This window comes from Arthrobacter sp. DNA4 (assembly GCF_024362385.1).
Lineage (GTDB): Bacteria > Actinomycetota > Actinomycetes > Actinomycetales > Micrococcaceae > Arthrobacter.
Genome location: NZ_CP101466.1, coordinates 3401164 through 3421834, shown reverse-complemented (window position 1 = coordinate 3421834; position 20671 = coordinate 3401164). Strand labels below are relative to the sequence as shown.

The 20671-nt window shown below is 67.6% G+C and carries 16 protein-coding genes and 1 pseudogene; 11 read left to right on the top strand and 6 right to left on the bottom strand.

Annotated features, from left to right (window positions below):
- The first annotated feature begins 78 nt into the window (after positions 1 to 78).
- Positions 79 to 1545, top strand: a complete 1467-nt coding sequence (locus tag NMQ03_RS15800; RefSeq protein WP_255172956.1) for an FAD-dependent oxidoreductase — start codon at positions 79 to 81, stop codon at positions 1543 to 1545.
- A gap of 94 nt (positions 1546 to 1639) precedes the next feature.
- Here the strand turns inward: NMQ03_RS15800 and NMQ03_RS15795 are convergent, their stop codons facing one another.
- The 3 genes from NMQ03_RS15795 to NMQ03_RS15785 are packed head-to-tail and all read right to left on the bottom strand — an operon-like array spanning position 1640 to position 3986.
- A complete protein-coding gene (locus NMQ03_RS15795) occupies positions 1640 to 2836 on the bottom strand; it encodes an SRPBCC family protein (protein WP_255172955.1) in 1197 nt (398 codons plus the stop codon).
- A gap of 28 nt (positions 2837 to 2864) precedes the next feature.
- A complete protein-coding gene (locus tag NMQ03_RS15790) occupies positions 2865 to 3692 on the bottom strand; it encodes a DUF1206 domain-containing protein (protein WP_255172954.1) in 828 nt (275 codons plus the stop codon).
- A gap of 3 nt (positions 3693 to 3695) precedes the next feature.
- Positions 3696 to 3986 (bottom strand): hypothetical protein, encoded by a 291-nt coding sequence (locus tag NMQ03_RS15785; protein ID WP_255172953.1) that lies wholly within the window; start codon positions 3984 to 3986, stop codon positions 3696 to 3698.
- A 159-nt stretch (positions 3987 to 4145) separates the two neighbouring features.
- Here NMQ03_RS15785 and NMQ03_RS15780 point away from each other — a divergent pair, with 159 nt between their 5' ends.
- A complete protein-coding gene (locus NMQ03_RS15780; RefSeq protein WP_255172952.1) occupies positions 4146 to 4685 on the top strand; it encodes a hypothetical protein in 540 nt (179 codons plus the stop codon).
- Positions 4686 to 4785: 100 nt separating this feature from the next.
- Here the strand turns inward: NMQ03_RS15780 and NMQ03_RS15775 are convergent, their stop codons facing one another.
- Together NMQ03_RS15775 and NMQ03_RS15770 are read right to left on the bottom strand one after the other, a co-directional pair.
- Positions 4786 to 5466 carry a FadR/GntR family transcriptional regulator gene (locus NMQ03_RS15775; RefSeq protein WP_255172951.1) on the bottom strand — a complete coding sequence of 227 codons (681 nt, stop codon included), beginning with the start codon at positions 5464 to 5466 and terminating at the stop codon, positions 4786 to 4788.
- A gap of 4 nt (positions 5467 to 5470) precedes the next feature.
- Entirely contained in the window at positions 5471 to 6745 is a 1275-nt protein-coding gene (locus tag NMQ03_RS15770) for a CynX/NimT family MFS transporter (protein ID WP_255172950.1), read from the bottom strand.
- 135 nt (positions 6746 to 6880) lie between these two features.
- Here NMQ03_RS15770 and NMQ03_RS15765 point away from each other — a divergent pair.
- Together NMQ03_RS15765 and NMQ03_RS15760 are read left to right on the top strand one after the other, a co-directional pair.
- Positions 6881 to 7339, top strand: a pseudogene (locus tag NMQ03_RS15765) (CYTH domain-containing protein); the annotation flags it as partial.
- Between the two features lie 287 nt (positions 7340 to 7626).
- Positions 7627 to 8472, top strand: a complete 846-nt coding sequence (locus NMQ03_RS15760) for a CHAD domain-containing protein (protein WP_255172949.1) — start codon at positions 7627 to 7629, stop codon at positions 8470 to 8472.
- Between the two features lie 20 nt (positions 8473 to 8492).
- Here the strand turns inward: NMQ03_RS15760 and NMQ03_RS15755 are convergent, their stop codons facing one another.
- Complete coding sequence (locus NMQ03_RS15755; RefSeq protein WP_159631190.1) at positions 8493 to 9929, bottom strand: PucR family transcriptional regulator; 1437 nt, start codon at positions 9927 to 9929, stop codon at positions 8493 to 8495.
- Positions 9930 to 10097: 168 nt separating this feature from the next.
- On the opposite strand from NMQ03_RS15755, the gene NMQ03_RS15750 reads away from it, so the two are divergent.
- The 7 genes from NMQ03_RS15750 to NMQ03_RS15720 all read left to right on the top strand — a co-directional run bounded on the left by NMQ03_RS15750 (position 10098) and on the right by NMQ03_RS15720 (position 20662).
- Complete coding sequence (locus NMQ03_RS15750; RefSeq protein WP_255172948.1) at positions 10098 to 11528, top strand: gamma-aminobutyraldehyde dehydrogenase; 1431 nt, start codon at positions 10098 to 10100, stop codon at positions 11526 to 11528.
- A 55-nt stretch (positions 11529 to 11583) separates the two neighbouring features.
- Positions 11584 to 12954 (top strand): 4-aminobutyrate--2-oxoglutarate transaminase, encoded by a 1371-nt coding sequence (gabT, locus tag NMQ03_RS15745; protein ID WP_255172947.1) that lies wholly within the window; start codon positions 11584 to 11586, stop codon positions 12952 to 12954.
- A 529-nt stretch (positions 12955 to 13483) separates the two neighbouring features.
- Positions 13484 to 13954, top strand: coding sequence for a hypothetical protein (locus NMQ03_RS15740; protein ID WP_255172946.1), 471 nt, complete (start codon positions 13484 to 13486; stop codon positions 13952 to 13954).
- Positions 13955 to 13957: 3 nt separating this feature from the next.
- A complete protein-coding gene (locus NMQ03_RS15735) occupies positions 13958 to 15298 on the top strand; it encodes a glycosyltransferase (protein ID WP_255172945.1) in 1341 nt (446 codons plus the stop codon).
- Positions 15288 to 17102, top strand: coding sequence for a polysaccharide deacetylase family protein (locus NMQ03_RS15730; protein WP_255172944.1), 1815 nt, complete (start codon positions 15288 to 15290; stop codon positions 17100 to 17102). The genes NMQ03_RS15735 and NMQ03_RS15730 overlap by 11 nt, the downstream gene beginning before the upstream one ends.
- Before the next feature lie 55 nt (positions 17103 to 17157).
- Positions 17158 to 18942, top strand: coding sequence for a polysaccharide deacetylase family protein (locus NMQ03_RS15725; protein WP_255172943.1), 1785 nt, complete (start codon positions 17158 to 17160; stop codon positions 18940 to 18942).
- Between the two features lie 37 nt (positions 18943 to 18979).
- A complete protein-coding gene (locus NMQ03_RS15720; protein WP_255172942.1) occupies positions 18980 to 20662 on the top strand; it encodes an endo-1,4-beta-xylanase in 1683 nt (560 codons plus the stop codon).
- The last annotated feature ends 9 nt before the right edge of the window (positions 20663 to 20671 follow it).

The window sequence follows — 20671 nt, the reverse complement described above, 5'->3', positions numbered from 1 at the left end:
ATTGCTCCGTAACCGCCGTTATGAGCCTTCAAAACGGCAGTTACTCAGCAATCGATGCAGAAGAAAAGGAACACAGCCGTGTCATCCAGCACTACCGTAGGATCTGCTGCGCGTCCCCTGCGCGTCGCCGTCGTGGGCTCCGGCCCGGCCGGCGTCTACGCCGCTGACATCCTCACCAAGAGCGAAGCCGTCAAGAGCGGTGAGCTGACCGTCAGCATCGACCTCTTCGACCGCTACCCGGCACCCTACGGCCTGATCCGCTACGGCGTGGCCCCGGACCACCCCCGCATCAAGGGCATCGTCAACGCCCTCCACAAGGTGCTGGACCGCGGCGACATCCGCTTCTTCGGCAACGTGGACTACGGCACGGACCTCACCATCGAGGACCTCCGCACCCACTACGACGCCGTCATCTTCGCCACCGGCGCCATCAAGGACGCGGACCTGAACATTCCCGGCGTCGAGCTGGAGGGCTCCTTCGGCGGCGCCGACTTCGTCTCCTGGTACGACGGCCACCCGGACGTGCCGCGCGAATGGCCGCTGGAGGCCAAGGAAATAGCCGTGATCGGCAACGGCAACGTGGCCCTGGACGTGGCCCGCGTCCTGTCCAAGCACGCCGATGACCTGCTGGTCACCGAAATCCCGGACAACGTCTACGCCGGCCTGAAGGCCTCGCCCGTCACCGACGTGCACGTCTTCGGCCGCCGCGGCCCCGCCCAGGTCAAGTTCACCCCGCTGGAGCTGCGCGAGCTGTCCCACTCCAAGGACGTGGACATCATCCTGTACCCCGAGGACTTCGAGTTCGACGAGGAATCGGACCGCCAGATCCAGACGAACAACCAGACCAAGACCATGGTGGGCACGCTCACCAACTGGATCGCCGAGCAGCCCGAGGACGTCTCCGAGCTCAAGGCCTCCCGCCGCCTGCACCTGCACTTCCTGCACAGCCCGGTGGAGATCTACGACGATGCCGGGACCCCCGGCAAGGTGGCGGGCATCAAGTTCGAGCGCACCGAGCTGGACGGCACCGGCAACGCCCGCGGCACCGGCGAGTACGTGGACTACCCGGTCCAGGCCGTGTACCGCGCCATCGGCTACTTCGGGTCGGCCCTGCCGGACGTGGAGTTCGACCACAAGAAGGGCGTGGTCACGAACGACGGCGGCCGCGTCCTGGATGCGTCCGGCCAGCATGTACCGGGCCTCTACGCCACGGGTTGGATCAAGCGCGGACCGGTGGGCCTGATCGGCCACACCAAGGGCGACGCCCTGGAGACCGTCACCTACCTGCTGGAAGACCGCGAAAACCTGCCGGTGGCTTCGGTTCCGCAGGAGGACGCAGTCACCGAACTCCTCGACGCCCGCGGCGTGAAGTTCACCAGCTGGGAAGGCTGGCTGGCGCTGGACGCCCACGAGCTGGCCCTCGGCGCAGCGGCCACCGAAGCCGGCGGCTCGCACGGCGTGGAGGTCAAGCGTGAGCGCATCAAGGTGGTGCCGCGCGAGGACATGGTGGACATCTCCCGCGACGGCGTCTCCGCCCAGGTCTAGGAGCTGACGCCCGGCTCCAGGAACTGAAGGCAGGAACCGCGGGACGTAACCGTCCCGCGGTTCCGGCGTTTAACAACCCTTTAACCCTGATGCGCTATTTCCCCGCGCCGCCGATGGCCATGAGCTCCAGGCGGCGCAGGGTCTCCCGGTTCCGGGCGGAAATCATGGGATCGCGCAGGAACTTGGGCATCAGCTTGCCGGGCCCCCGGATGGCGTCCTCAGCGATGGTCACCAGGCACTGGTTGCCGCGGTCCTCCAGTGTCATCTCCACCTTGGCCTCGCCCATGGGCCAGCCGCGTGCCACCAGTTCCAGCGAGCGGCCGGGCTCGACGGCGGTCACGCGGCTGCTGTCGTCGATCACCAGCGGCCAGGCTCCCACCGAATGGTGGAGTTGGGCGCCCACCCTTGGCCATTCGGCGTCCACATCCCTGATCCGGGACGCGCCCACCACCCAGCCGGAGTACAGCCAGCCGTCGGCGATCACCCGCCAAACGTCGGCAGAGGGGGTTTTGAACAGCTGCGAGACGGTGGACATGGAGTTCCTTCCGGTTGCGGTAGTGCTTTTCCCGGGCGATGCGGGGGATTCTGGCGGGCGTCCGACGGCGGGAGGTGCGGGCCGCCGTGCGGCCCGGTAGGACGGCTTCCGCAGCCGCCGGGTCCAGCTGTAGGCCTGCGCCCCGGGCGGCTGGTGCTCCAGGGGATCGAAACGCAGCGGGATGTCGGTGGGACTGGCACCGGCCTGCAGCCGCACTTCGCCGCATTCCCGCCAGCGTCCGCCCGGTGTGGCCCAGTGCAGTCCCAGCACCCATTCACCGGACGCCAGCGAACCCGGCGGAAGGCTCCGCGTCTGGAGTCCCAACAGCACGGGGCCCCGGCTTCCGCGGTAGGGCATCAGCGTGGTCATGGAGGCTCCTGCAACATCCAGGCGCGGCACCAGCAGGAACCGGCCCGGCAGCCCCCAGCCGGTGGAGGCAAACAGCACGTCCGCGGGGCCGCCGGCGCCGGGCGGCGAAACCCGCAGGGCCAGGCCAAGGATGTCCGCCAGCGCCTGCGGCAGCCCTACTGACCTGGAGAAGCGGGCCACAACCTGGTCCGTACCGGGCGCGTCCAGCCAGTCGATGCCGCAGGGGCCGGACGGGTTGCCGGTCCTGGTCAACGTTCCGTGCAGGCCCAGCCCCTGCGGGTGGATGGGCCGGTCCGGCCTGGCGAGTTTCAGGAGCCGGAAGAGGCCGGCGAAGGCCTGGCCGGCACTGGAAGTCACGGCGGAACTAACGCGCAGCTGCTGGGTCATACTTCCTCCCTACCCACAAACCCCGGAACTACATGCGGCCAAAGCGGGCCCGGATCAGCGCGAAGATCCCGTAGGCGATAAACCCTGCACCAATGGCCACTAGCAGGGTGGGCCCGAACGGGTGGCCCTGCAGGGCCTTGAGGCTGCCGTCCAGCCCGGTGGATTCGTCCGGCCGGTCCCTGGCGGCGGCGATGATGAACAGGAGTCCGGTGAGGTTCAGCGCCACACCTTTGGCCACATGGCCGGTGACGCCCAGGCTGTCGATGAGCCTGCCGCGGCGGGTGCCCTCGAAGTGGAACAGCTCTTCCTTGAACCCGCGCCGGATTCCCTTGACCTCGAAGTAGATGCCGATGCCGAGGATGGTAAGGCCGAGGGCGACGAGGACCCACGGCCCCACGGGGTTGGCCATCAGGCTGGCGCTGAAGTCCCGGGTATTGTCGCCCGAGTCGCTGCGCTGCCCCAACGCGAAGCCTGCGAAGGTCAGCCCCACGCTGCCGTACGCGATGGCCAGGAATCCCGAGGACACCAGCTTGGCCAGCCGTTCCTTGCGGGGAAGGCTCCTGGCCCGCAGCGTCGCTTCACTGGCCTGCCACAGCGCAAGGCCCAGGCAGGCGGCCACGCATCCCCACATGACGAGGGGACCCCACGGGTTGTCCGCCAGCCGGGCGATGGCGCCGGTGGCCTCGGCATCGCCGGGGTGGCCGAACGCGATGGCGATGGCGATGACCCCTACGATGATGTGGAGCAGCGCCATGACGGCGAATCCGGAACGGGCCAGGACGTCCAGGGCTTTGGCATTGGACGCGTCCTCGACAGCGTCCGCTGCCTGGCTGAGGGTGGATTCGCCGTCGGACATCTCTTAGCCGTTCATGGGGCCTTCGGCCCGCAGCTTCTCTGCGCCGGGTCCCTCCACGTGTACGGTGCAGCGGACCACCAGCTGGCCGGGGGCGTTGTCCAGCTCCACCAGGGAATCGTCCGCGCTGAGGACGGTGAACACCTCCGAACCGGCTACAACGCCAACGCCCTTGGCCTTTGCCGTTTCCCTGGCGTTCCCCAGCGCCTCGCGCTGCAGTCCGTCCACGTAGCCGCCGTCACTTCCACGGGCGGGGTCCCCGAAGGCCCAGCCGAACAATGTCCCTGTATTTCTCATGGCGACGATATTACGCGGTTGCCCCTCTCGGGGATGGGGTTTCGTAATATTAGTAAGTGTGCTTACCATGGGCGGACCATACCTCGAAGGAACACGGCAGGTGGAGTCCGCGGCACAGCGGCAACACGGAACCAGTCCATAACGTTAGGAATGCACATCATGGCAGGAAATCTCATTGCCCGTTCAGTTCACGACCTGACGGCAGCAGCATGGTTTGGTGGATCCCTGATGGGCGCCATCGGACTCAACGGGGCAGCGGCCCAGGCCAAGGACCCCGCAGAGCGCACCCGGCTTTCCAGCGCCGGCTGGATGAAGTGGGCACCGTTCCAGACCGCAGCCTTCGCCTCCCACCTGGTGGCGGACCTGGCCATTGCGTGGGAGAACAAGGGCCGCATCGCCAAGCAGGAGGGCGTGGCCCGCGACACCGTCATCAAGACGGCCGTGACCGTGGTGGGCGCCGCAGTGACCCTGTACTCGGGCATCCTGGGCAAGAAGGTGGAGAAGCTGGCCGGTGAGGGTGCCGAAGGTGCCACCGAGCCGCACGGTGCAGCCTCGGACGAGCTGAAGTCGGCCCAGCAGCAGCTCAAGGCACTGCAGTGGGCCATCCCCGGTTTCGCTGCCCTGGTGATCATCCTCGGCGCCAAGCACGGCGAGATGCAGCGCCCCAAGAACGTCCTTTCGGGCCTGCGCCGCGACTAGCGCTACCAGCCAGACATAGAGCGGACGACGACGGCCCGGCACCACAGTGCCGGGCCGCCGGCATGCCCACGGGGTGGACAGGGCGGGGCGCAGGGCCGGGTTACTCCGCCAGCCACTCCGCGCACGAGTTCAGGTTCCGGTTCACACTGGCCACGGCAGCGTCTTCGTCCCGCTGGGCGATGGCGTCGAGCAGTGTTTCGTGGCCGTCGCGGGGGAGTCCGTTGAACCCCGACCGGCGCTGCTGCGTGAGCAGGTCCTGGTGGAACACGGTTCCGAAGCTGGCGTACAGCTCGTGCAGCAGCGGGTTGCCGGACGCCCGGGCGATGCCCTCGTGGAAGCTCCAGTCCGCGTCCGCCCAGGCTTCGAAGTCGCCGTTGTTCCAGGCCTGGTCCCGGGTGGCGAGGAGGGCCCCCAGGGCGGCGACGTCGTCGTCCGTTGCGTTGCGCGCGGCCAGCCGGGCAGCCTGGGTGTCCAGGCCCAGCCGGACCTCCAGGATGTGCTGCTCGGTGTGGTCCTGGTACATGCGGCGCGCGGCGCCGGACATTTCGCTCGTGGCGCGCACGTAGGTGCCGTCCCCCCGCCGCACCTCCAGCATTCCCCCGTGGGCAAGGGCCTTGACCGCTTCGCGGAGGGTGCCGCGGGAAACCCCCAGCCTGGCCATGAGCTCAGGTTCGGACGGGATGCGCTGGTTCAGCGGCCACTCGCCGGAGTGGACCATGCCCCGCAGCTTGGCCGTGACCTCGGCCGCGAGCGGCGGACGGACGGAAGGACTCAGGGTCATGGGATTACTTCCTCTCCGCGGGCTTGCCGGACATCGCTGGGCCGGTGATCAGGTGGGACACCACGATCTGGACCAGGGCCAGTGCCAGCAGCAGCACCAGCGGCAGGGACCAGCCGCCGGTGGCGCTGTGCAGCAGGCCCATGCCGAACGGGCCCGCGGTGGCCAGCAGGTAACCGGAGGACTGGGCCAGTGTGGAGAGGGCGGTGGTCTCGGCGGTGCTGGTGCCGCTGCGGCTGATCATCACCATGACCAGAGGGAAAATGCCCAGGCCGAAGCCCAGCAGGACAGCGGGGACGGCCGCCAGGGCGACGGGGAGGACCAGCAGCGCCGCAATTCCCACGGCCATGGTGATGCTCACCAGGTAGAACGCCGGACGCAGCATCCGGGGCCGGGCGCCGATGGCTATCAGCACCATGCCCGCGGGGACGGAGACCAGCTGCATGAGGCCGAACATCAGCCCGCTGTCCGAGGCGCTCAGGCCCATGGTGGTGAGCATGTACGGGAACCAGCTCAACAAGGCGTACGCCAGCAGGGCCTGCAGGGTGAAGATCGCGGTGAGGAGCTGCCCCTTGCGGGTCCGCAGCAGCGGCCAGGGCGACACATGCCCGGCCGTGGTCCGCACCGTATTGCGGTGGGCGTGCAGAGCCACCGGCAGGAAGCCCAGGAAGGCGGCCACGGCCGCGATGCCCACGGCGCCGACGGCGGCGGACGGGGAACCGAGCGCCTGTGCCAGCGGGACCACCGCGACCGAGGTCAGGGTGCCGCCGGTGGTCATGGTCACCGTGTAGACGGCGGTCATGAGTGACGTCCGGGATGCGAAGTGCTCCCGGATGAAGGACGGCATTGCCACGTTGCAGATGGCCAGCCCGGACATGCCCACCACGCTGCTTACCACCAGCATGCCCGTGGCGGGGATGCCGCGCAGCAGCAGCCCGCCGGCCAGCAGCGCCAGGGACAGGAGGATGGCCTTCTCCACGCCAAGCCTGCCGGTGAGCCAGGACGTGGCGGCACCGGCCAGCGCGAAACAGAGGGTGGGGATGGAGGGGATGATCGCCGCCACCAGCACCCCGTAACCCAGCACCGCCTGCAGGTCGTGCAGCAGCGCGGATGCACCGGTGATGCCCGCGCGCAGGTTCAGCCCGATCAGCACCAGCGCAATGACGCCGAAGACGACGGCGGAGCGCGGCTTTGCCGGGGCGGCGCCGGCGGGCGGTGTGCCGGGCACCGCAACGGGCGCCTGGTTGGCGGTGGGAACGGAAACGGGGGGAGTGGCGGGCATACGAACCACCCTAAAGGTTAGACGTTTGATGTTTGCGCTTTTGTGGCCAACCTCTCCCGGTTTCGGTGCCTGCAATAGACTGCCAACGGACTGTCGGAGAGCCTGGCGCGGACCAGGCGGTGCGGAAGGGCGGCTGTGGAGGCTTCCAGGGGACTCGAGATTGAGAAGAAGTACGACGTCGATACCGGCGCCGTGGTGCCGACCCTGGAGCAGGCCGCGGGGGTGGCCCGCACAGGAAAGCCCCACACCGACCTGCTGGAGGCGGTGTACTTTGACACCCCCACCCATGCCCTGGCCGGACGCCGCATCACCCTCCGCCGCCGCACCGGCGGGAAGGACGCGGGCTGGCACCTGAAGCTGCCTCCCCAGGCGGCGGCCAGCGGCGAAGGACCGCAGGAGCGGACGGAACTGCATGCACCCCTCGGCCGGCCCGACGTCGTCCCGGACGCCCTGCTCACCCACCTTTACGCCTACCTCAGGGGTGCCGTCCCCGTCCCGGTGGTGCGCCTGGACACCCGGCGCACCACCTACCCCCTGTACGGGGCCGACGGCGCCCACCTCGCCGACCTCGCGGACGACCAGGTCACCGCCGAACGCCTGGGGGACGGGGACAACGCCATAAGGCAGGAATGGCGCGAATGGGAGCTGGAGCTGGTCCACGGTGGGCCGGACCTCTTTGGCCCAGTGGAGGAGCTGCTCGCAGCCGCCGGCGCCCGGCCCGCCGGCCATGCCTCGAAGCTGGTCCGTGCCCTGGGTGCTGACACCAAAGCGGGCAAGCGTGCCGCCGCCGGCGAGGCGCCCGCCGGTGCTGCCGGACCCGAAGGCACCCCTGCCCTGCTGGCCGGGAAGCGCGCGCTACCGCCGCCGTCGTCACCGTATATGTGGCCGCACAGATCGACCAGATCCTCGCCAGCGACGCCGCCGTCCGGGGGGAGGAGCCGGAGGCCATCCACAACATGCGGTCCGCCACGCGCCGGATCCGCTCCGTCCTGGCAGCGTACGCCAAGCTCTACCGGGCATCGCCGGTGCGCAAACTGCGGAGCGAGCTGAAGTGGCTGGGCCAGCTGCTCGGCCAGCCGCGCGACGCCGAGGTCCTGCGGTCCCGGCTCCGTGACCAGTTGGGCGGGCTGCAGCCGGGGGATGGTACCGCCGGGGCCACGGCACGGGTGGAGCAGCGCACGGGCGGGGACTATGACGCCGGGTACCGGCTCCTGCTGGAAGCCCTGGGCTCGGGGCGCTATTTCCGGCTCCTGGACAAGCTCGAGGATTTCCGCGACAACCCGCCGGTGCGCGCCGACGCGGTGGCCCCGGGACGCCGGGCGGCCGCGAAAGCCGTGGACAAGGCCGCCAGGCGGCTGGAGCGCTCCCGCAAAGCGGTCAAGGGCGCGCGGCGCGGCAGGGGCCAGGAACTTGCCCTCCACCGGGTGCGCAAGGATGCCAAGCGGCTGCGCCACGTGGCTGAATCAGCGGCCCTGGTGCACGGCAAGCGTGCGGGCAAGGTGGCCAAGGCCGCCCGCCGGCAGCAGAAGGTCCTGGGCCAGTTCCAGGACGCCGTGGTGGCCCGCGACCTGCTGGCAGACATCGCCGCGGAGTACAGCGAGCCCGCCACGGCAGGCATTTACGCGGAGCTGCTCAGCCAGCAGGAAGAACGGATGCTGGCGGCCCGGGCCGGGTACCGGAAGGCCAGGAAGAAGTCGCGCGACCTCTTGGGCCACGGCGTCCTCTGAGGCGGACCGCGGTTTCCGGCCTACTTGCCCTGCCGGGCGGACAACCGGGCCACGGCCAGGGCCAGCCACAGCTGCACCCGGTCTGCGGTGACGGAGGGGTCATAGCCGGTGAGCTCGGTGATCTGCGCCAGCCGGTACCGGACCGTGTTGCGGTGCAGCGTGAGCTCTTCCGCCACCGCAGCCACCGAGCCGTTGTTGTTCAGGTAGCTCTCCAGCGTGGACATCAGCTCCGAGCCGTGCGCGGCATCGAAGGCCCGCAGCGGGTTCAGGGACTCGTGCGCCATGTCCGCCAGCGGGACATCCTCGCTGGCCAGCAGCAGCGATGTCAGGCTGAGCCGTTCCGGTTCGTTGACCGGCAGCCCATGGCTGGCGGCGTCGCGGGCTTCGAAGTAGCTCCAGCGCAGGCCGTTGGGCTTGGTGTACGCCCCGCCGATGCCGATCGTGGCGTGGATCCCGGCCTCGGCGAGGTGGTCGCTCAGCTTCCGTGCCAGCGCCGGCGCCGTCCCGCCGTCGTCATTGACTACCAGCACCAGGTCCTTGCCCACGACGGCGGCAACCGCCTTCTCCAGCTCCTGCGGCACTGAGGTGCTCCCCAACGCCTTCCCATGGGCGGCCGATACGGCCAGCAGCACCACGTTCTTGCGGGTGCTGTTCACGCCCACCCCGGCCAGGCGGCGCTGGGCCTCGCTGGTCTCCAATGCCCCGTGGATCACGTCCTCCAGTACCTGGCCGCACAGGGCGCGCTGGGCCTGGCGTTGCTTGACCATGTTGTTCAGCTCCACGCTGATCAGGTTCTGCGCGTAACCGATGATGCCGGTGTCCTCGAAGGGCTGGCGGACCCACAGCGTGCAGGCATCGCGCCGGCCCGTGGGCACGGGGTAGCTGGACCAGGTATCGGCCGACGGGTGGGTGCTGCCGCTGTTGTACAACTGCGCCGTGAACTGGGTCAGCGCTACGTCGGTGCGCAGCATGCCGCCCAGGTTCTTCAGCAGCTCTGCGAGCCCGCCGCCGGTCAGCAGCGCCCGGGCCAGCACCTGGTGCCCGGCAATGAGCCGTTCCAGCTTGGCGTAGTGGTCAGCCGACTGGGCGTCCGCCACCAGCTTGGTGATGGCGATGAACGGGGTTTCGTAAGGCACTTCCACCACCGGCAGGCCCCACCGGTTGGCCTCTGCCAGGAGGGCCGGCGGCACCGCCTCATGCGACAGCCCCACACCGAACCCGATGCCCACCGCGCCGGCCCGCTGCACCTGCCGCACAAAGCGGCGCTGCTCCGGCGCGGACCGCAGCCGCAGGCCGGTGGTGAGCACCAATTCCCCGCCGTTGAGGAACCGCTGCGGATCCTCGAGTTCCGTCACGGCCACCCAGTTGATGTCCTGGTTCCAGGTAGTCTCCGCCACGCCCGCCTTGGACAGCTTCAAGGAGGTCACGCCCACCAGGGCAGCAAGGGAAATGGCCATGAAGCAAGGATAAACGTGAGCTGGGCAACCGCACTAAACCCCTTCGGCAAGGGTGTGCAGGTGGCTATTCACCCTGCTTGGGCGCTGGCATAGGCTCAAGGCAGTTCCATCCATCCGTCCTGGTCTCCGCCCGGCCGCCGATGGCCCTTACGAAAGAGGTTGCACACCGTGGTCCAAACCTTGCAGAACTTCATCAACGGGAAGTTCGTCACCCCCGCCGGCACCACCCTGCTGGACGTGGTCAACCCCACCAACGGGGAAGTGGTGGCGCAGGCCCCCGTTTCCGTGCAGGCGGATGTGGATGCGGCCATGACGGCAGCCAAGGACGCCTTCAGGACCTGGAAGCACGTCACCCCGGGCCAGCGCCAGCTGATGCTGCTCAAGCTTGCCGACGCCATCGAGGCCAACAGCGACGAACTCGTCGAAGCCCAGCACCGCAACACCGGCCAGGTCCGCTCCCTCATCGCCTCCGAGGAAGTGGCTGCCGGCGCCGACCAGCTGCGCTTCTTCGCCGGTGCCGCCCGCATCCTGGAGGGGAAGTCCGCCGGCGAGTACTTTGAAGGCCACACCTCCTACGTCCGCCGCGAACCCATCGGCGTCGTAGCCCAGGTGGCCCCGTGGAACTACCCCTTCCTGATGGCCATCTGGAAGATTGGTCCCGCGCTCGCGGCCGGCAACACCGTGGTCCTCAAGCCCTCCGACACCACCCCCGAGTCCACGCTGGTCCTGGCCCGCCTGGCCGGCGACATCCTGCCCGCGGGCGTCCTGAACGTGGTCCTGGGCACCGGCGAAACCGGTGCCATGATGGTGGAGCACAAGGTCCCCGGCCTGGTGTCCATCACGGGATCTGTCCGCGCGGGAATCGCGGTGGCTTCCGGCGCCGCCAAGGGTCTCAAGCGCGCCCACCTGGAGCTCGGCGGCAAGGCCCCGGCCATCGTCTTCGCGGACGCGGACATCAAGAAGAGCGCGGCGGCCATCGCCGAGTTCGCGTTCTTCAACGCCGGCCAGGACTGCACGGCCATCACCCGGGTGCTGGTACAGGATTCCGTGCACGACGACGTCGTGGCAGCCATGGTGGAACACACCCGGACCCTGCACACCGGTTCGCAGAACGACGAAGACAACTACTTCGGCCCGCTGAACAACGTGAACCACTTCAACGCCGTGGCCTCCGTGGTGGAGAACCTGCCGGCCAACTGCCGGATCGAAACGGGTGGACACCGCGCAGGGGAGAAGGGCTACTTCTTCGAACCCACCATCATCACCGGCGCCAAGCAGACCGACGACGTGGTGCAGAAGGAAACATTCGGCCCCGTCATCACCGTCCAGAAGTTCAGCACCGAGGAAGAAGCCGTGGCCCTGGCAAACGACGTGGACTACGCGCTGGCCTCCAGCGTCTGGACCACCAACCACGGCACGGCCATGCGGTTGAGCCGTGACCTGGACTTCGGCGCCGTCTGGATCAACACCCACATCCTCCTTACCGCCGAAATGCCGCACGGCGGCTTCAAGCAGTCCGGCTACGGCAAGGACCTCTCCATGTACGGCGTGGAGGACTACACGCGCATCAAGCACGTGATGTCCGCCCTCGACGCCTGACCATTTCCCGCTGGTTGAGCTTGCCGAAACCCGGAATCGTAGAAAGAAAAGAACCATGACCACCACCGCAGCAGACATCACCTACCGCCTGGAGCAGAAGCGCAACGTCCAGGCCGACTTCCCGGGTCCCAAGTCCGTCGCACTGACCGAACGCCGCAAGTCCGTGGTGGCCGCCGGCGTCGCCTCCAGCGTCCCGGTCTACGTTGCAGACGCCGACGGCGGCATCATCCACGACGTCGACGGCAACTCCTTCATCGACCTGGGCTCAGGCATCGCCGTGACCAGCGTGGGTGCCTCCGACCCCGCCGTCGTGGGCGCCGTCAAGGAAGCCGTGGAGCACTTCACCCACACGTGCTTCATGGTCACCCCCTACGAGGGCTACGTGGCCGTTGCCGAGCAGCTGAACCGCCTCACCCCGGGCGACCACGAAAAGCGCACCGTCCTGTTCAACTCCGGTGCCGAGGCAGTGGAAAACGCCGTCAAGGTGGCCCGCCTGGCAACCGGCCGGGACGCCGTCGTCGCCTTCGACCACGCCTACCACGGCCGCACCAACCTGACCATGGCATTGACCGCCAAGGCCATGCCGTACAAGACCAACTTCGGCCCGTTCGCGCCCGAGGTCTACCGCATGCCCATGAGCTACCCGTACCGCGAGGAAAACCCCTCGATCACCGGCGCAGAGGCAGCAAAGCGCGCCATCACCATGATCGAGAAGCAGATCGGCGGCGACCAGGTTGCCGCGATCATCATCGAGCCCATCCAGGGCGAGGGCGGCTTCATCGTCCCGGCCGAAGGCTTCCTGCCCGCGCTGGCCGCATGGGCCAAGGAGAAGGGCATCGTCTTCATCGCAGATGAGGTCCAGTCCGGCTTCTGCCGCACGGGCGAATGGTTCGCCGTCAACCACGAAGGCATCGTCCCGGACATCATGACGATGGCCAAGGGCATCGCCGGCGGCATGCCGCTGTCTGCCATCACCGGCCGCGCCGACCTCCTGGACGCCGTGCACCCCGGCGGCCTGGGCGGCACCTACGGCGGCAACCCCGTGGCCTGTGCAGCAGCCCTGGCCTCGATCGGATCCATGGAGGAGTACGACCTGAACGGCCGTGCCCGCCACATTGAATCCATCGCCACGGCGCGCCTGCGGGAGCTGCAGTCCGAACTGGCCGGCGCCGGGACCGCCGTGATCGGCGACGTCCGCGGCCGCGGGGCCATGCTCGCCATCGAGCTCGTCCAGGCCGGTACCAAGGAACCCAACCCGGAGCTGACCAAGGCTGTCGCAGCCGCCTGCCTGAAGGAAGGCGTCATCATCCTCACCTGCGGCACCTACGGCAACGTCATCCGCCTGCTGCCCCCGCTGGTCATCACCGATGAACTGCTCGCGGACGGCTTGGAAGTCCTCGCCGCAGCCATCAAGGCCAACGCCTAGGAGCCGCTAACCCGGTCCACGAAAAAGGCAGCACCCCGCCGGGGTGCTGCCTTTTTCGTTGCCTGGGAAGCCCGCTGTGGGGGGATACCTAGGCCCCCGCACCGGACTGCGCAAACTACCTAATATTCCACCCGGACCGGCGGGCACGCGGCGGTCCCCCCAAAAACCTTTTGGTAAGTAGCCCCAAAAATCTTTATAGAGTACCCGTTACTCGTGTCGGGCCTGCGCAGGAATACGTAATTTTGACCTATAAACGGGTGGGCAGTGCGCGACGCCAATTGCCTGAGGCGCCACCTGCCACCCCAAAATGCGGAGCTCCGTATGCGCTCCCAATCAAGTCAGCCGCAGGGTAATGACGCTGCCCTCCCATGACGCTGACGACAGGAACTTCCACGAACGCCTGGTGCATGGGCACCCCAGGCGGCGACACCCCACAGCCCAAAAACGGACATCTTGCTCAAGACAGGGGGAAGGCAATGACGCAGCCTTCAACAATGACGCAAGCTTCAAGGGGAACGGGGGAGGGCCTGTGGTGACGAACCTGGGAACCTTCGCCGTGCCTGCAGGGACCACCTTCGGCCGGGACGGCGCCATGTTCGAGGGCCTCCTCGCTTTCGTGGCCCAGATGAGCCTGGTGCTGTGGGGCATGGTCACGCTCACCGTGGTCATCCGCTTCATCGGCATCCGGTTCTACCGCCGCGCCGCCCGCCGGGCCATGGCCAAGATGGCGGCAGCCGGCACCGCCGTTCCGGCCATCGCCGTGGCAAGCATCGACGCCTCTGCCGCTGCCGCCGCCGGCACGGCTGTTCCAGACGGCCAAAGTCCCGGGACCGCCCGGGCTGCAGGGGCCGCCGCCGCACAGGCTGCCGCTGCCGCGGTCATGCCGGCCATCGCCGTCGTGCCCGCCATCGCGGCCGGGATCGACCTGCTCCAGCTTACCAACGTCCCGCTGCCCGAAGCCTTAACGAACGTGCTCGCAGCCAACTCCGTGGACGGATGAGCGATGGATATCGCGCTCTTGGTCTTTTGGCTCTTCGCGGGCGTCAGCATCCTTTACGTTGTGCACTTCGGCCTCTACCTGGCGGGTGCCAACTTCTACGACATATGGCAACAGCGGCGCAAGGGACTCAGCGGGATCCGGCTTCCCACCCCCTACCAGCCCGAATGCGCGGCGACGGCCACGTGGACCCGGCGGGCGCTCCCCGAGGTACCCGGGCTGGTCTCCATTGTCATTGCCGCCCACAACGAGGAAGCCGTGATTGTCCGGACCCTGGACTCCATCCGGCGCAGCACCTACCCGTTCTTTGAAGTCTTCGTAGCGGATGACGCCTCCGGTGACCTCACCGGCCGGCTGGTCCGTGATTACCAGCTGCGCCACCCCGCCATGCACCTGCGGATCGTGCGGATGCACCGGAACGTGGGCAAGGGCGCGGCGCTCAACTCGGTGCTCCGCAGGTTCGCGCGCGGCCAGTTCGTCATGACGCTCGACGCCGACTCGGTCATCCAGCCGGACGCCATCACCCGGGCGCTGTCCTACTTCGACGACCCGTACGTCGCCGGCGTGGCGGCGAACGTCCAAATCATGGAGGAGACCACGGCGCTCGGCATCCTGCAACGGTTTGAGCACATGATCGGCTACCGCTCCAAGAAGCTCTACTCGCTGCTGAACTGCGAGTTCGTGGTGGGTGGGGTGGCCTCCACCTACCGGATGCGCGTGCTGCGCAAGGTGGACTTCTACGACACGGACACCGTGACCGAGGACATCGGCCTGAGTGCAAAAATCACCCACTTGGGCAACCGGCGCTTCCGCATGGTCTACGGCGCGGACGTGGTGGCAAAGACCGAGGGGGTCCTCACCTTCCGTGCCCTGGCCAAGCAGCGCTACCGCTGGAAGTACGGAAGCATCCAGAACCTCATCAAGTACCGCAGCATGACGCTGAACCCCAGCCGCCGGTACAGCCGCACCCTGGCCTACTACCGGATGCCCACGGCCGTGCTGAGCGAATTCACGCTGCTCGTCTCGCCCCTGGCCTGGACGTATGCGGTCTATTGGTCGCTGGCCACCTACACTCCGGCACTGATCATCGGGTCCTACGCCACCATCACCGCCTACACGCTGCTGACAGTCCTGATGGACGAAAACCTCTCACCCCGGGAACGCACCAGGCTGTGCATGTACGCGCCAACCGCCTATTTCCTGTTCTACATCATGGACCTGGTCCAGCTCGCGGCAGCGGTCCGGTGCATCGCCCGTTCACCAGGGCTGGTGCGGCGCCCTGTGATCAACACCTGGAAATCTCCGCAGCGTGCCGGCAGCGTGGCGGTGATAAGCCGTGCCGCCTAGGCGCCGGCGGGTCCGCCAGGTCCTGCTGAATCCGCTCGTGGTCATCGCGGTCCTGGTCCTCCTGATCACCGCAGGGTGGTTCATGTATACGGGCAGGATCGGCACCTTCGCCCAGGCGCGGCCCGGAGCCAACCTGCTCCCGGCGCTCTTTCCCGGCATTGCCGCACCGACGGCGACACCCGGCCCGTCGCCGTCGGCCGGTACTTCGGTAGCACCTGCAGGCGGCTGGACCGCCGGCCACAGCGGGGACGCGAAGACCTCCCTCGAACTGGTGCAGGGACAGATGGGCGCCCAGGCGCTGAAGCTCGACATCCCGCAGTACGCCTCGGGCGACGTCACCCTCACCAGCCCGCGCGTGGACGTGGCTCCCGGCAAGACCTACTTCTTCAAGGTGTACGCCACCACGGAAGCGGATTTCCGGCTGCTGGTGCGGAAATACCACAGGGATGGCTCCGCCAGCCTGGAGCAGCTGCGGAACCCGGTCGAGCGGCCCGGTACCACCGCGTTCACGGTGAGTGATGCCTTCAACAGCGGCGACACCGTCGCGGCAGTGGAGTACGTCTTCCGCTTCGCCTCAGTGGGCACCGCACGTGTGGAAGGCGCCTACCTTGAGGCAGCGGACGACGTCCAGCCCCCGGCACCCGCAACGGTGGGCCCGAACGTGATCCCCAACCCGGGGTTCGCCGGTACCCAGCCGAACCAGCCGGCCTTCTGGTCCCCCTATTCCTCCGGGACGTCAACGGTGGAATCCGGGCGCGGCGAGGATGGGCGCGGAAGCTTCCTCTGGACCCGCGTCGGAAATTACCAGAACGGGGAGGCGAAGTGGCAGTACCAGCCCATCCCGGTGACCCCGGACCGCTACTTCAGGTTCGGCGCGGCCTACAAGGCGGACCGCGAGGTGGATGTGGTGGCCGAGTTCGAGCTTGCGGGCGGAGGACGCACCTTCAAGAACCTGGAGACCGTGCCGCCGGCAGGGGAGTGGACCACCATCAGCGAGGCATTCCAGGTCCCCGACGGCGCGGCCACCGCGATGGTCACCCTGGTTGCACATGGGAACGGGACCACCGCCGTCCGCGACTATTCGTTGACGGACATCACCAGGCCCGGGCCGTTGCGGTGGAACCAGCCCACGGTCTCGATCACGTTCGACGACGGGTGGCAGTCCGTGTACGACCGGGCGCTGCCCCTGCTGGACAAGCATGGCTTCAAGTCCACCCAGTACGTCAACGCCAGCTCTATCGAAACGCCGAACTTCATCACGGGCGCCGAGGTCCAGCAGCTGCACCAGGCGGGACATGAAATCGCAGCCCACTCCTACCAGCACGTCGACCTCACCTCCGTGGGGGCGGAGCGGCTGGATGAGGAGCTGCGCAAGAGTGAGGAAGCGCTGGCCGCGGCCGGCCTTCCCACTGATGACCTGGCACCGCCGTACGGACGCTCCGACGCCCAGGTGGACTGGTACGCGGCTAAGTACTTCAAGGTCATGCGGGGGACGGATGACGGGATCAACACCAGGCAAAACATCAACCCGCATGACCTGAAGGTCCTGTACGTGACCGACGCAACCACGCCGGACACCCTGAAGGAAGCGCTCGCCGAGGCTAAGCGGTCCAACGGCTGGCTCATCCTGGTCTACCACCAGATCGCTGCCCCCGACGCGTCGGGGACCCAGAAGAACACTATTGCGGCGGACAAGAGCACCATCACCAGCGACGTCCTCGCAACCCAGCTGCAGCTCATCGACGAAAGCGGCATCCAAGTGAAACCGGTCGCCCAGGCGTTCGAGCAGTTGCAGGGCCCGTGACCACCACCAGGCGGTGAAACGCGGCGCCTTCGCCACCCGAAAGAAGGAGAAAGTCATGATCAAATCCAGATCCAGCCTGGCGCGACGCCGCGCCGGGCTCCTGACCCTCGGGGTAGCCGTGTGGGCCATGGCCGCCGCGCTGCTGACCCCTGCGGCCGCGAACGCCGCCGTGGACAACCCTGCCCCAACTCCGCTCGTGTCCTTCACCTTCGACGACGGCATGCAAAGTGCTTTAACGCAGGCTGCCCCCACCCTTAAGAAGTACGGGCTCACCGGCACCAGTTACGTCATCACCAACTGCGTGGGGATGACCGCCGTGCCGAACACCTGCCGCGCCAACACCGACGTTCCCTATATGACGTGGGACCAGATCACCCAGTTGCAGAACACCTACGGCTGGGAGATCGGCTCGCACACCGTTGACCATCAGTGCCTTGTCAGTGTGGGCAACGACTGCCAGGCCACCAAGCTGACGGCCGCCCAGGTGGACGCCGAGCTGGCCAACAGCAGGGCCGCTTTGTCGGCCCACGGGTTCAACGCCACTGCCCTGGCCACGCCCTACGGCGACTACGACATGTCGGCGCTCGCCCGCATAGCAAAGTACTACACCTCGATGCGCGGCTTCGCGGACGTGGGCAACAACATCTGGCCGCTCGGCGACCTGCTGCTCCACAACACTCCGGTGCAGGAAATCACCACCACGGTCTCCACGCTGAAGGCCAAGGTTGACGAGGCAATCGCCAACAAGACGTGGGCCATCTTCACGTTCCACGACGTCAGGCCCTCGCCGAGCCAGAACCCGGATGACTACCAGTACGGAACGGCTGAGCTGGACCAGCTGGCAGCGTATGTGCAGACCAAAGTGGCAGCCGGGCAGATCAGGAACGTCAATGTCAGCAAGGGCCTGGTAACCGGCAGCCCCAACCTCCTGCCGAACGCGACGTTCAATAACGGCATCGCCGACGGTTGGCGCACGGACGCCCCGGCCACGATCACCGCGGACGCCGGGACCAACGGGAGCTACCCGGATCCTGCCAAATCGGTGAAGCTGGTGTCGGGTTCCGCTGCGGGCCACCTGTTCTCGCCAAAGGTTCCGGTGTCGGCGGCCAACAGCTACCTGTACAAGGCCTTCCTCAACGTGGCGGCAATCTCCTCCGGAGAAGTGGGCTTCTACGTGGACGAGTACAACGCGGCCGGGCAGTGGATTTCCGGGCAGTTCCGCAAGCGGGAAAACAGCCGTTGGGTGGAGTCGATGAACTTCACCTACACTCCCAGCTCCACCAGCGTGGCGTCTGCCAGCCTGCAGGTCTACGTGACCGGCACCGGCATCACGGCGTACCTGGACAACATGCAGATGATGACGCTCGGGGCCGGCTCCACCACGCCGTCGCCCAACCTCGTGGCAAACGGCACGTTTGATGCCGGAATCGGCTCGGGCTGGCGGACAGACTCCGCATCCACCATCCTGGCTGACGCAGCCAACCACGGAAGCCCGGCCAACCCGGTGAACTCGGTTAAGATGACCGCCACCACGGCCAACAAACACCTGTTCTCCCCGCAGGTGGCGGTGGCAGCCGGCAGCTACAAGATCGCCAGCTACCTCAACATCACGGCGCGGACCAGCGGCGAGATGGGCTTTTACATTGACGAATACAACTCGGCCGGGCAGTGGATCTCCGGGCAGTGGAAGCTTGGGATCTCAACCGGCGGCGTGACCAATGTGGACCTGACGTACTCGCCGAGCAGCACCGCCGTGGCGAAGGCGAGCCTGCAGGTGATCGTCCAGGGCAATTCGGGACTGCAGGCGTACTTCGACGACGTCCGCTGGACCAAGTCCTAGCAGCACCAGGTCCTGGCAGCAGGGGAGAGGATGAAGGATGGCCGGGCGCCCGCACGCACTGACGGTGGTGCTGGTGTCCGCCCTCCTCGTCATCCTCGCGTCATGCTCCCCGCCCAAGCCTGATGTGACGCTGGACCTGCTGCACGGGGACTGGCAGGATGTTCCAGGCGTCCGGGCCGGGAACGGCGCACTCCAGGTGACGCCCACCGCCAGGCGAATCGTGGAGCAGAGCGGGGAAGGAGGTCAGCCGAACCCCCCGCTCAACCTCGCCGGCACGCACCTGGTGGTCGGCGGAGACTTTTCGGTCAGCGCGACGTTCCAGGACGTGACCGCGGACGCGTCCTGGGCTCTGTACGACCGGCCGCCCGTCATCGCCGATGAGTTCCGCGTCGAGCCGGCGGGCCTGCGGCTTACCCTTCAGGGAAACGACCTGAAGATCGCCGTCTTCGACGGGACGCAGAAGAAAGACGTGACCCAGCCGGTGCCGGTGCATGATGAACACGTCACGGTAAAGGACCCGGGGGCGCCCTTCACCGTGCGCCGCTCCGGAGATACGCTTGCCGTCGCAAGCGGCAACGACACCCTTTCCTCCCTTCCCTTGGGCAAGGTGTTCTCATCCGGGGAACTGTGGCTGGGGTTCTCCAGCGATTCCGGCGACTTCGCAATCACCTCGCTCAAGGCGGTTGCGCCGGGAAGCGCGGGCCTGCGCACCTCAGGGGCCGCGGCAGCCGGCGTCCAGCCGTCAAAGGACGGCCTGCAGGCGCTCGCCGCCAGGACCCGTCCGGAGTTCCTGGTAGGCGCGGCCGTGGCACTGGGGCCCCTCACCGGGGACACGGACTATGCCCGGGAGTTCGTCGAAAACTTCGGCGCCCTCACACCGGAGAACGCGATGAAGCCGCAGTTCCTCTCCCCGCAGCGGGGCGTCTACACCTTCGAAGAAGCTGATGCGATCCTGGCGATTGCCCGGAGCAAGGGCCTGGCAGTGCACGGCCACACCATCGCTTTTACGGAGGCCATGCCCCGCTGGATGCAGGAACTCCCCGCAGGCTCGGACGCGGAGCGCCGGACCAGCGCGGCAGCACTGCTCGACTACATCTCCGCAGTAGTGGGGCACTTCAAAGGGCAGCTGGCTTCCCTTGACGTGGTCAACGAACCGTTCGACGTGGACCAGGGGACCGGCATGCAGCAGAACATCTGGTACCGCGTCTTCGGGCCGGGCTATCCGGCCGTGGTTTCCAAGGCTGTCTACGCGGCCGATCCGGACGTCAAGCAGTACATCAACGAGAACGGCGCCGACGTGCCGGGGCGCCGCCAGGACGCACTGCTCAAGCTCATCCTGGACACGAATGCGCAGGGCGGCCACATCTACGGGGCAGGCCTCCAGGCCCACGTCTACGACCTCAAGACCGACGCCATCTCCGCCGACGACCTCACCCGGACGCTCAAGCGTTTTGGGGACGCCGGGCTCCGCGTCCGCATCTCCGAGAACGACGTCACAGACAGCCAGGGGACGGAGGCCCAGGCGAAGCAGTACGCCACGGTGCTGGCCACCTGCCTGCGCTCGCGCACCTGCGTCTCCTACACCACGTGGGGAGTGGATGACCGCTACGACTGGTGGATCGACGACGGCGGGAGCCTGCGGCAGGGCCACGACCACCTGTTCAACGACGGGAAACCCACCCCGGCATACGATGCCGTGAAGCGCGCCCTGGGCGGCTGACTTTGACCG

What these genes read in the sequence shown, in the direction of transcription:
- NMQ03_RS15795 (WP_255172955.1), bottom strand. Translation starts at nt 2,836, where the DNA reads ATGACCCAGCAGCTGCGCGTTAGTTCCGCCGTGACTTCCAGTGCCGGC.
- NMQ03_RS15775 (WP_255172951.1), bottom strand. Translation starts at nt 5,466, where the DNA reads ATGACCCTGAGTCCTTCCGTCCGTCCGCCGCTCGCGGCCGAGGTCACG.
- NMQ03_RS15720 (WP_255172942.1), top strand. Translation starts at nt 18,980, where the DNA reads ATGGCCGGGCGCCCGCACGCACTGACGGTGGTGCTGGTGTCCGCCCTC.
- NMQ03_RS15790 (WP_255172954.1), bottom strand. Translation starts at nt 3,692, where the DNA reads ATGTCCGACGGCGAATCCACCCTCAGCCAGGCAGCGGACGCTGTCGAG.
- NMQ03_RS15725 (WP_255172943.1), top strand. Translation starts at nt 17,158, where the DNA reads ATGATCAAATCCAGATCCAGCCTGGCGCGACGCCGCGCCGGGCTCCTG.
- NMQ03_RS15770 (WP_255172950.1), bottom strand. Translation starts at nt 6,745, where the DNA reads ATGCCCGCCACTCCCCCCGTTTCCGTTCCCACCGCCAACCAGGCGCCC.
- NMQ03_RS15785 (WP_255172953.1), bottom strand. Translation starts at nt 3,986, where the DNA reads ATGAGAAATACAGGGACATTGTTCGGCTGGGCCTTCGGGGACCCCGCC.
- NMQ03_RS15780 (WP_255172952.1), top strand. Translation starts at nt 4,146, where the DNA reads ATGGCAGGAAATCTCATTGCCCGTTCAGTTCACGACCTGACGGCAGCA.
- NMQ03_RS15735 (WP_255172945.1), top strand. Translation starts at nt 13,958, where the DNA reads ATGGATATCGCGCTCTTGGTCTTTTGGCTCTTCGCGGGCGTCAGCATC.
- NMQ03_RS15755 (WP_159631190.1), bottom strand. Translation starts at nt 9,929, where the DNA reads ATGGCCATTTCCCTTGCTGCCCTGGTGGGCGTGACCTCCTTGAAGCTG.
- gabT (WP_255172947.1), top strand. Translation starts at nt 11,584, where the DNA reads ATGACCACCACCGCAGCAGACATCACCTACCGCCTGGAGCAGAAGCGC.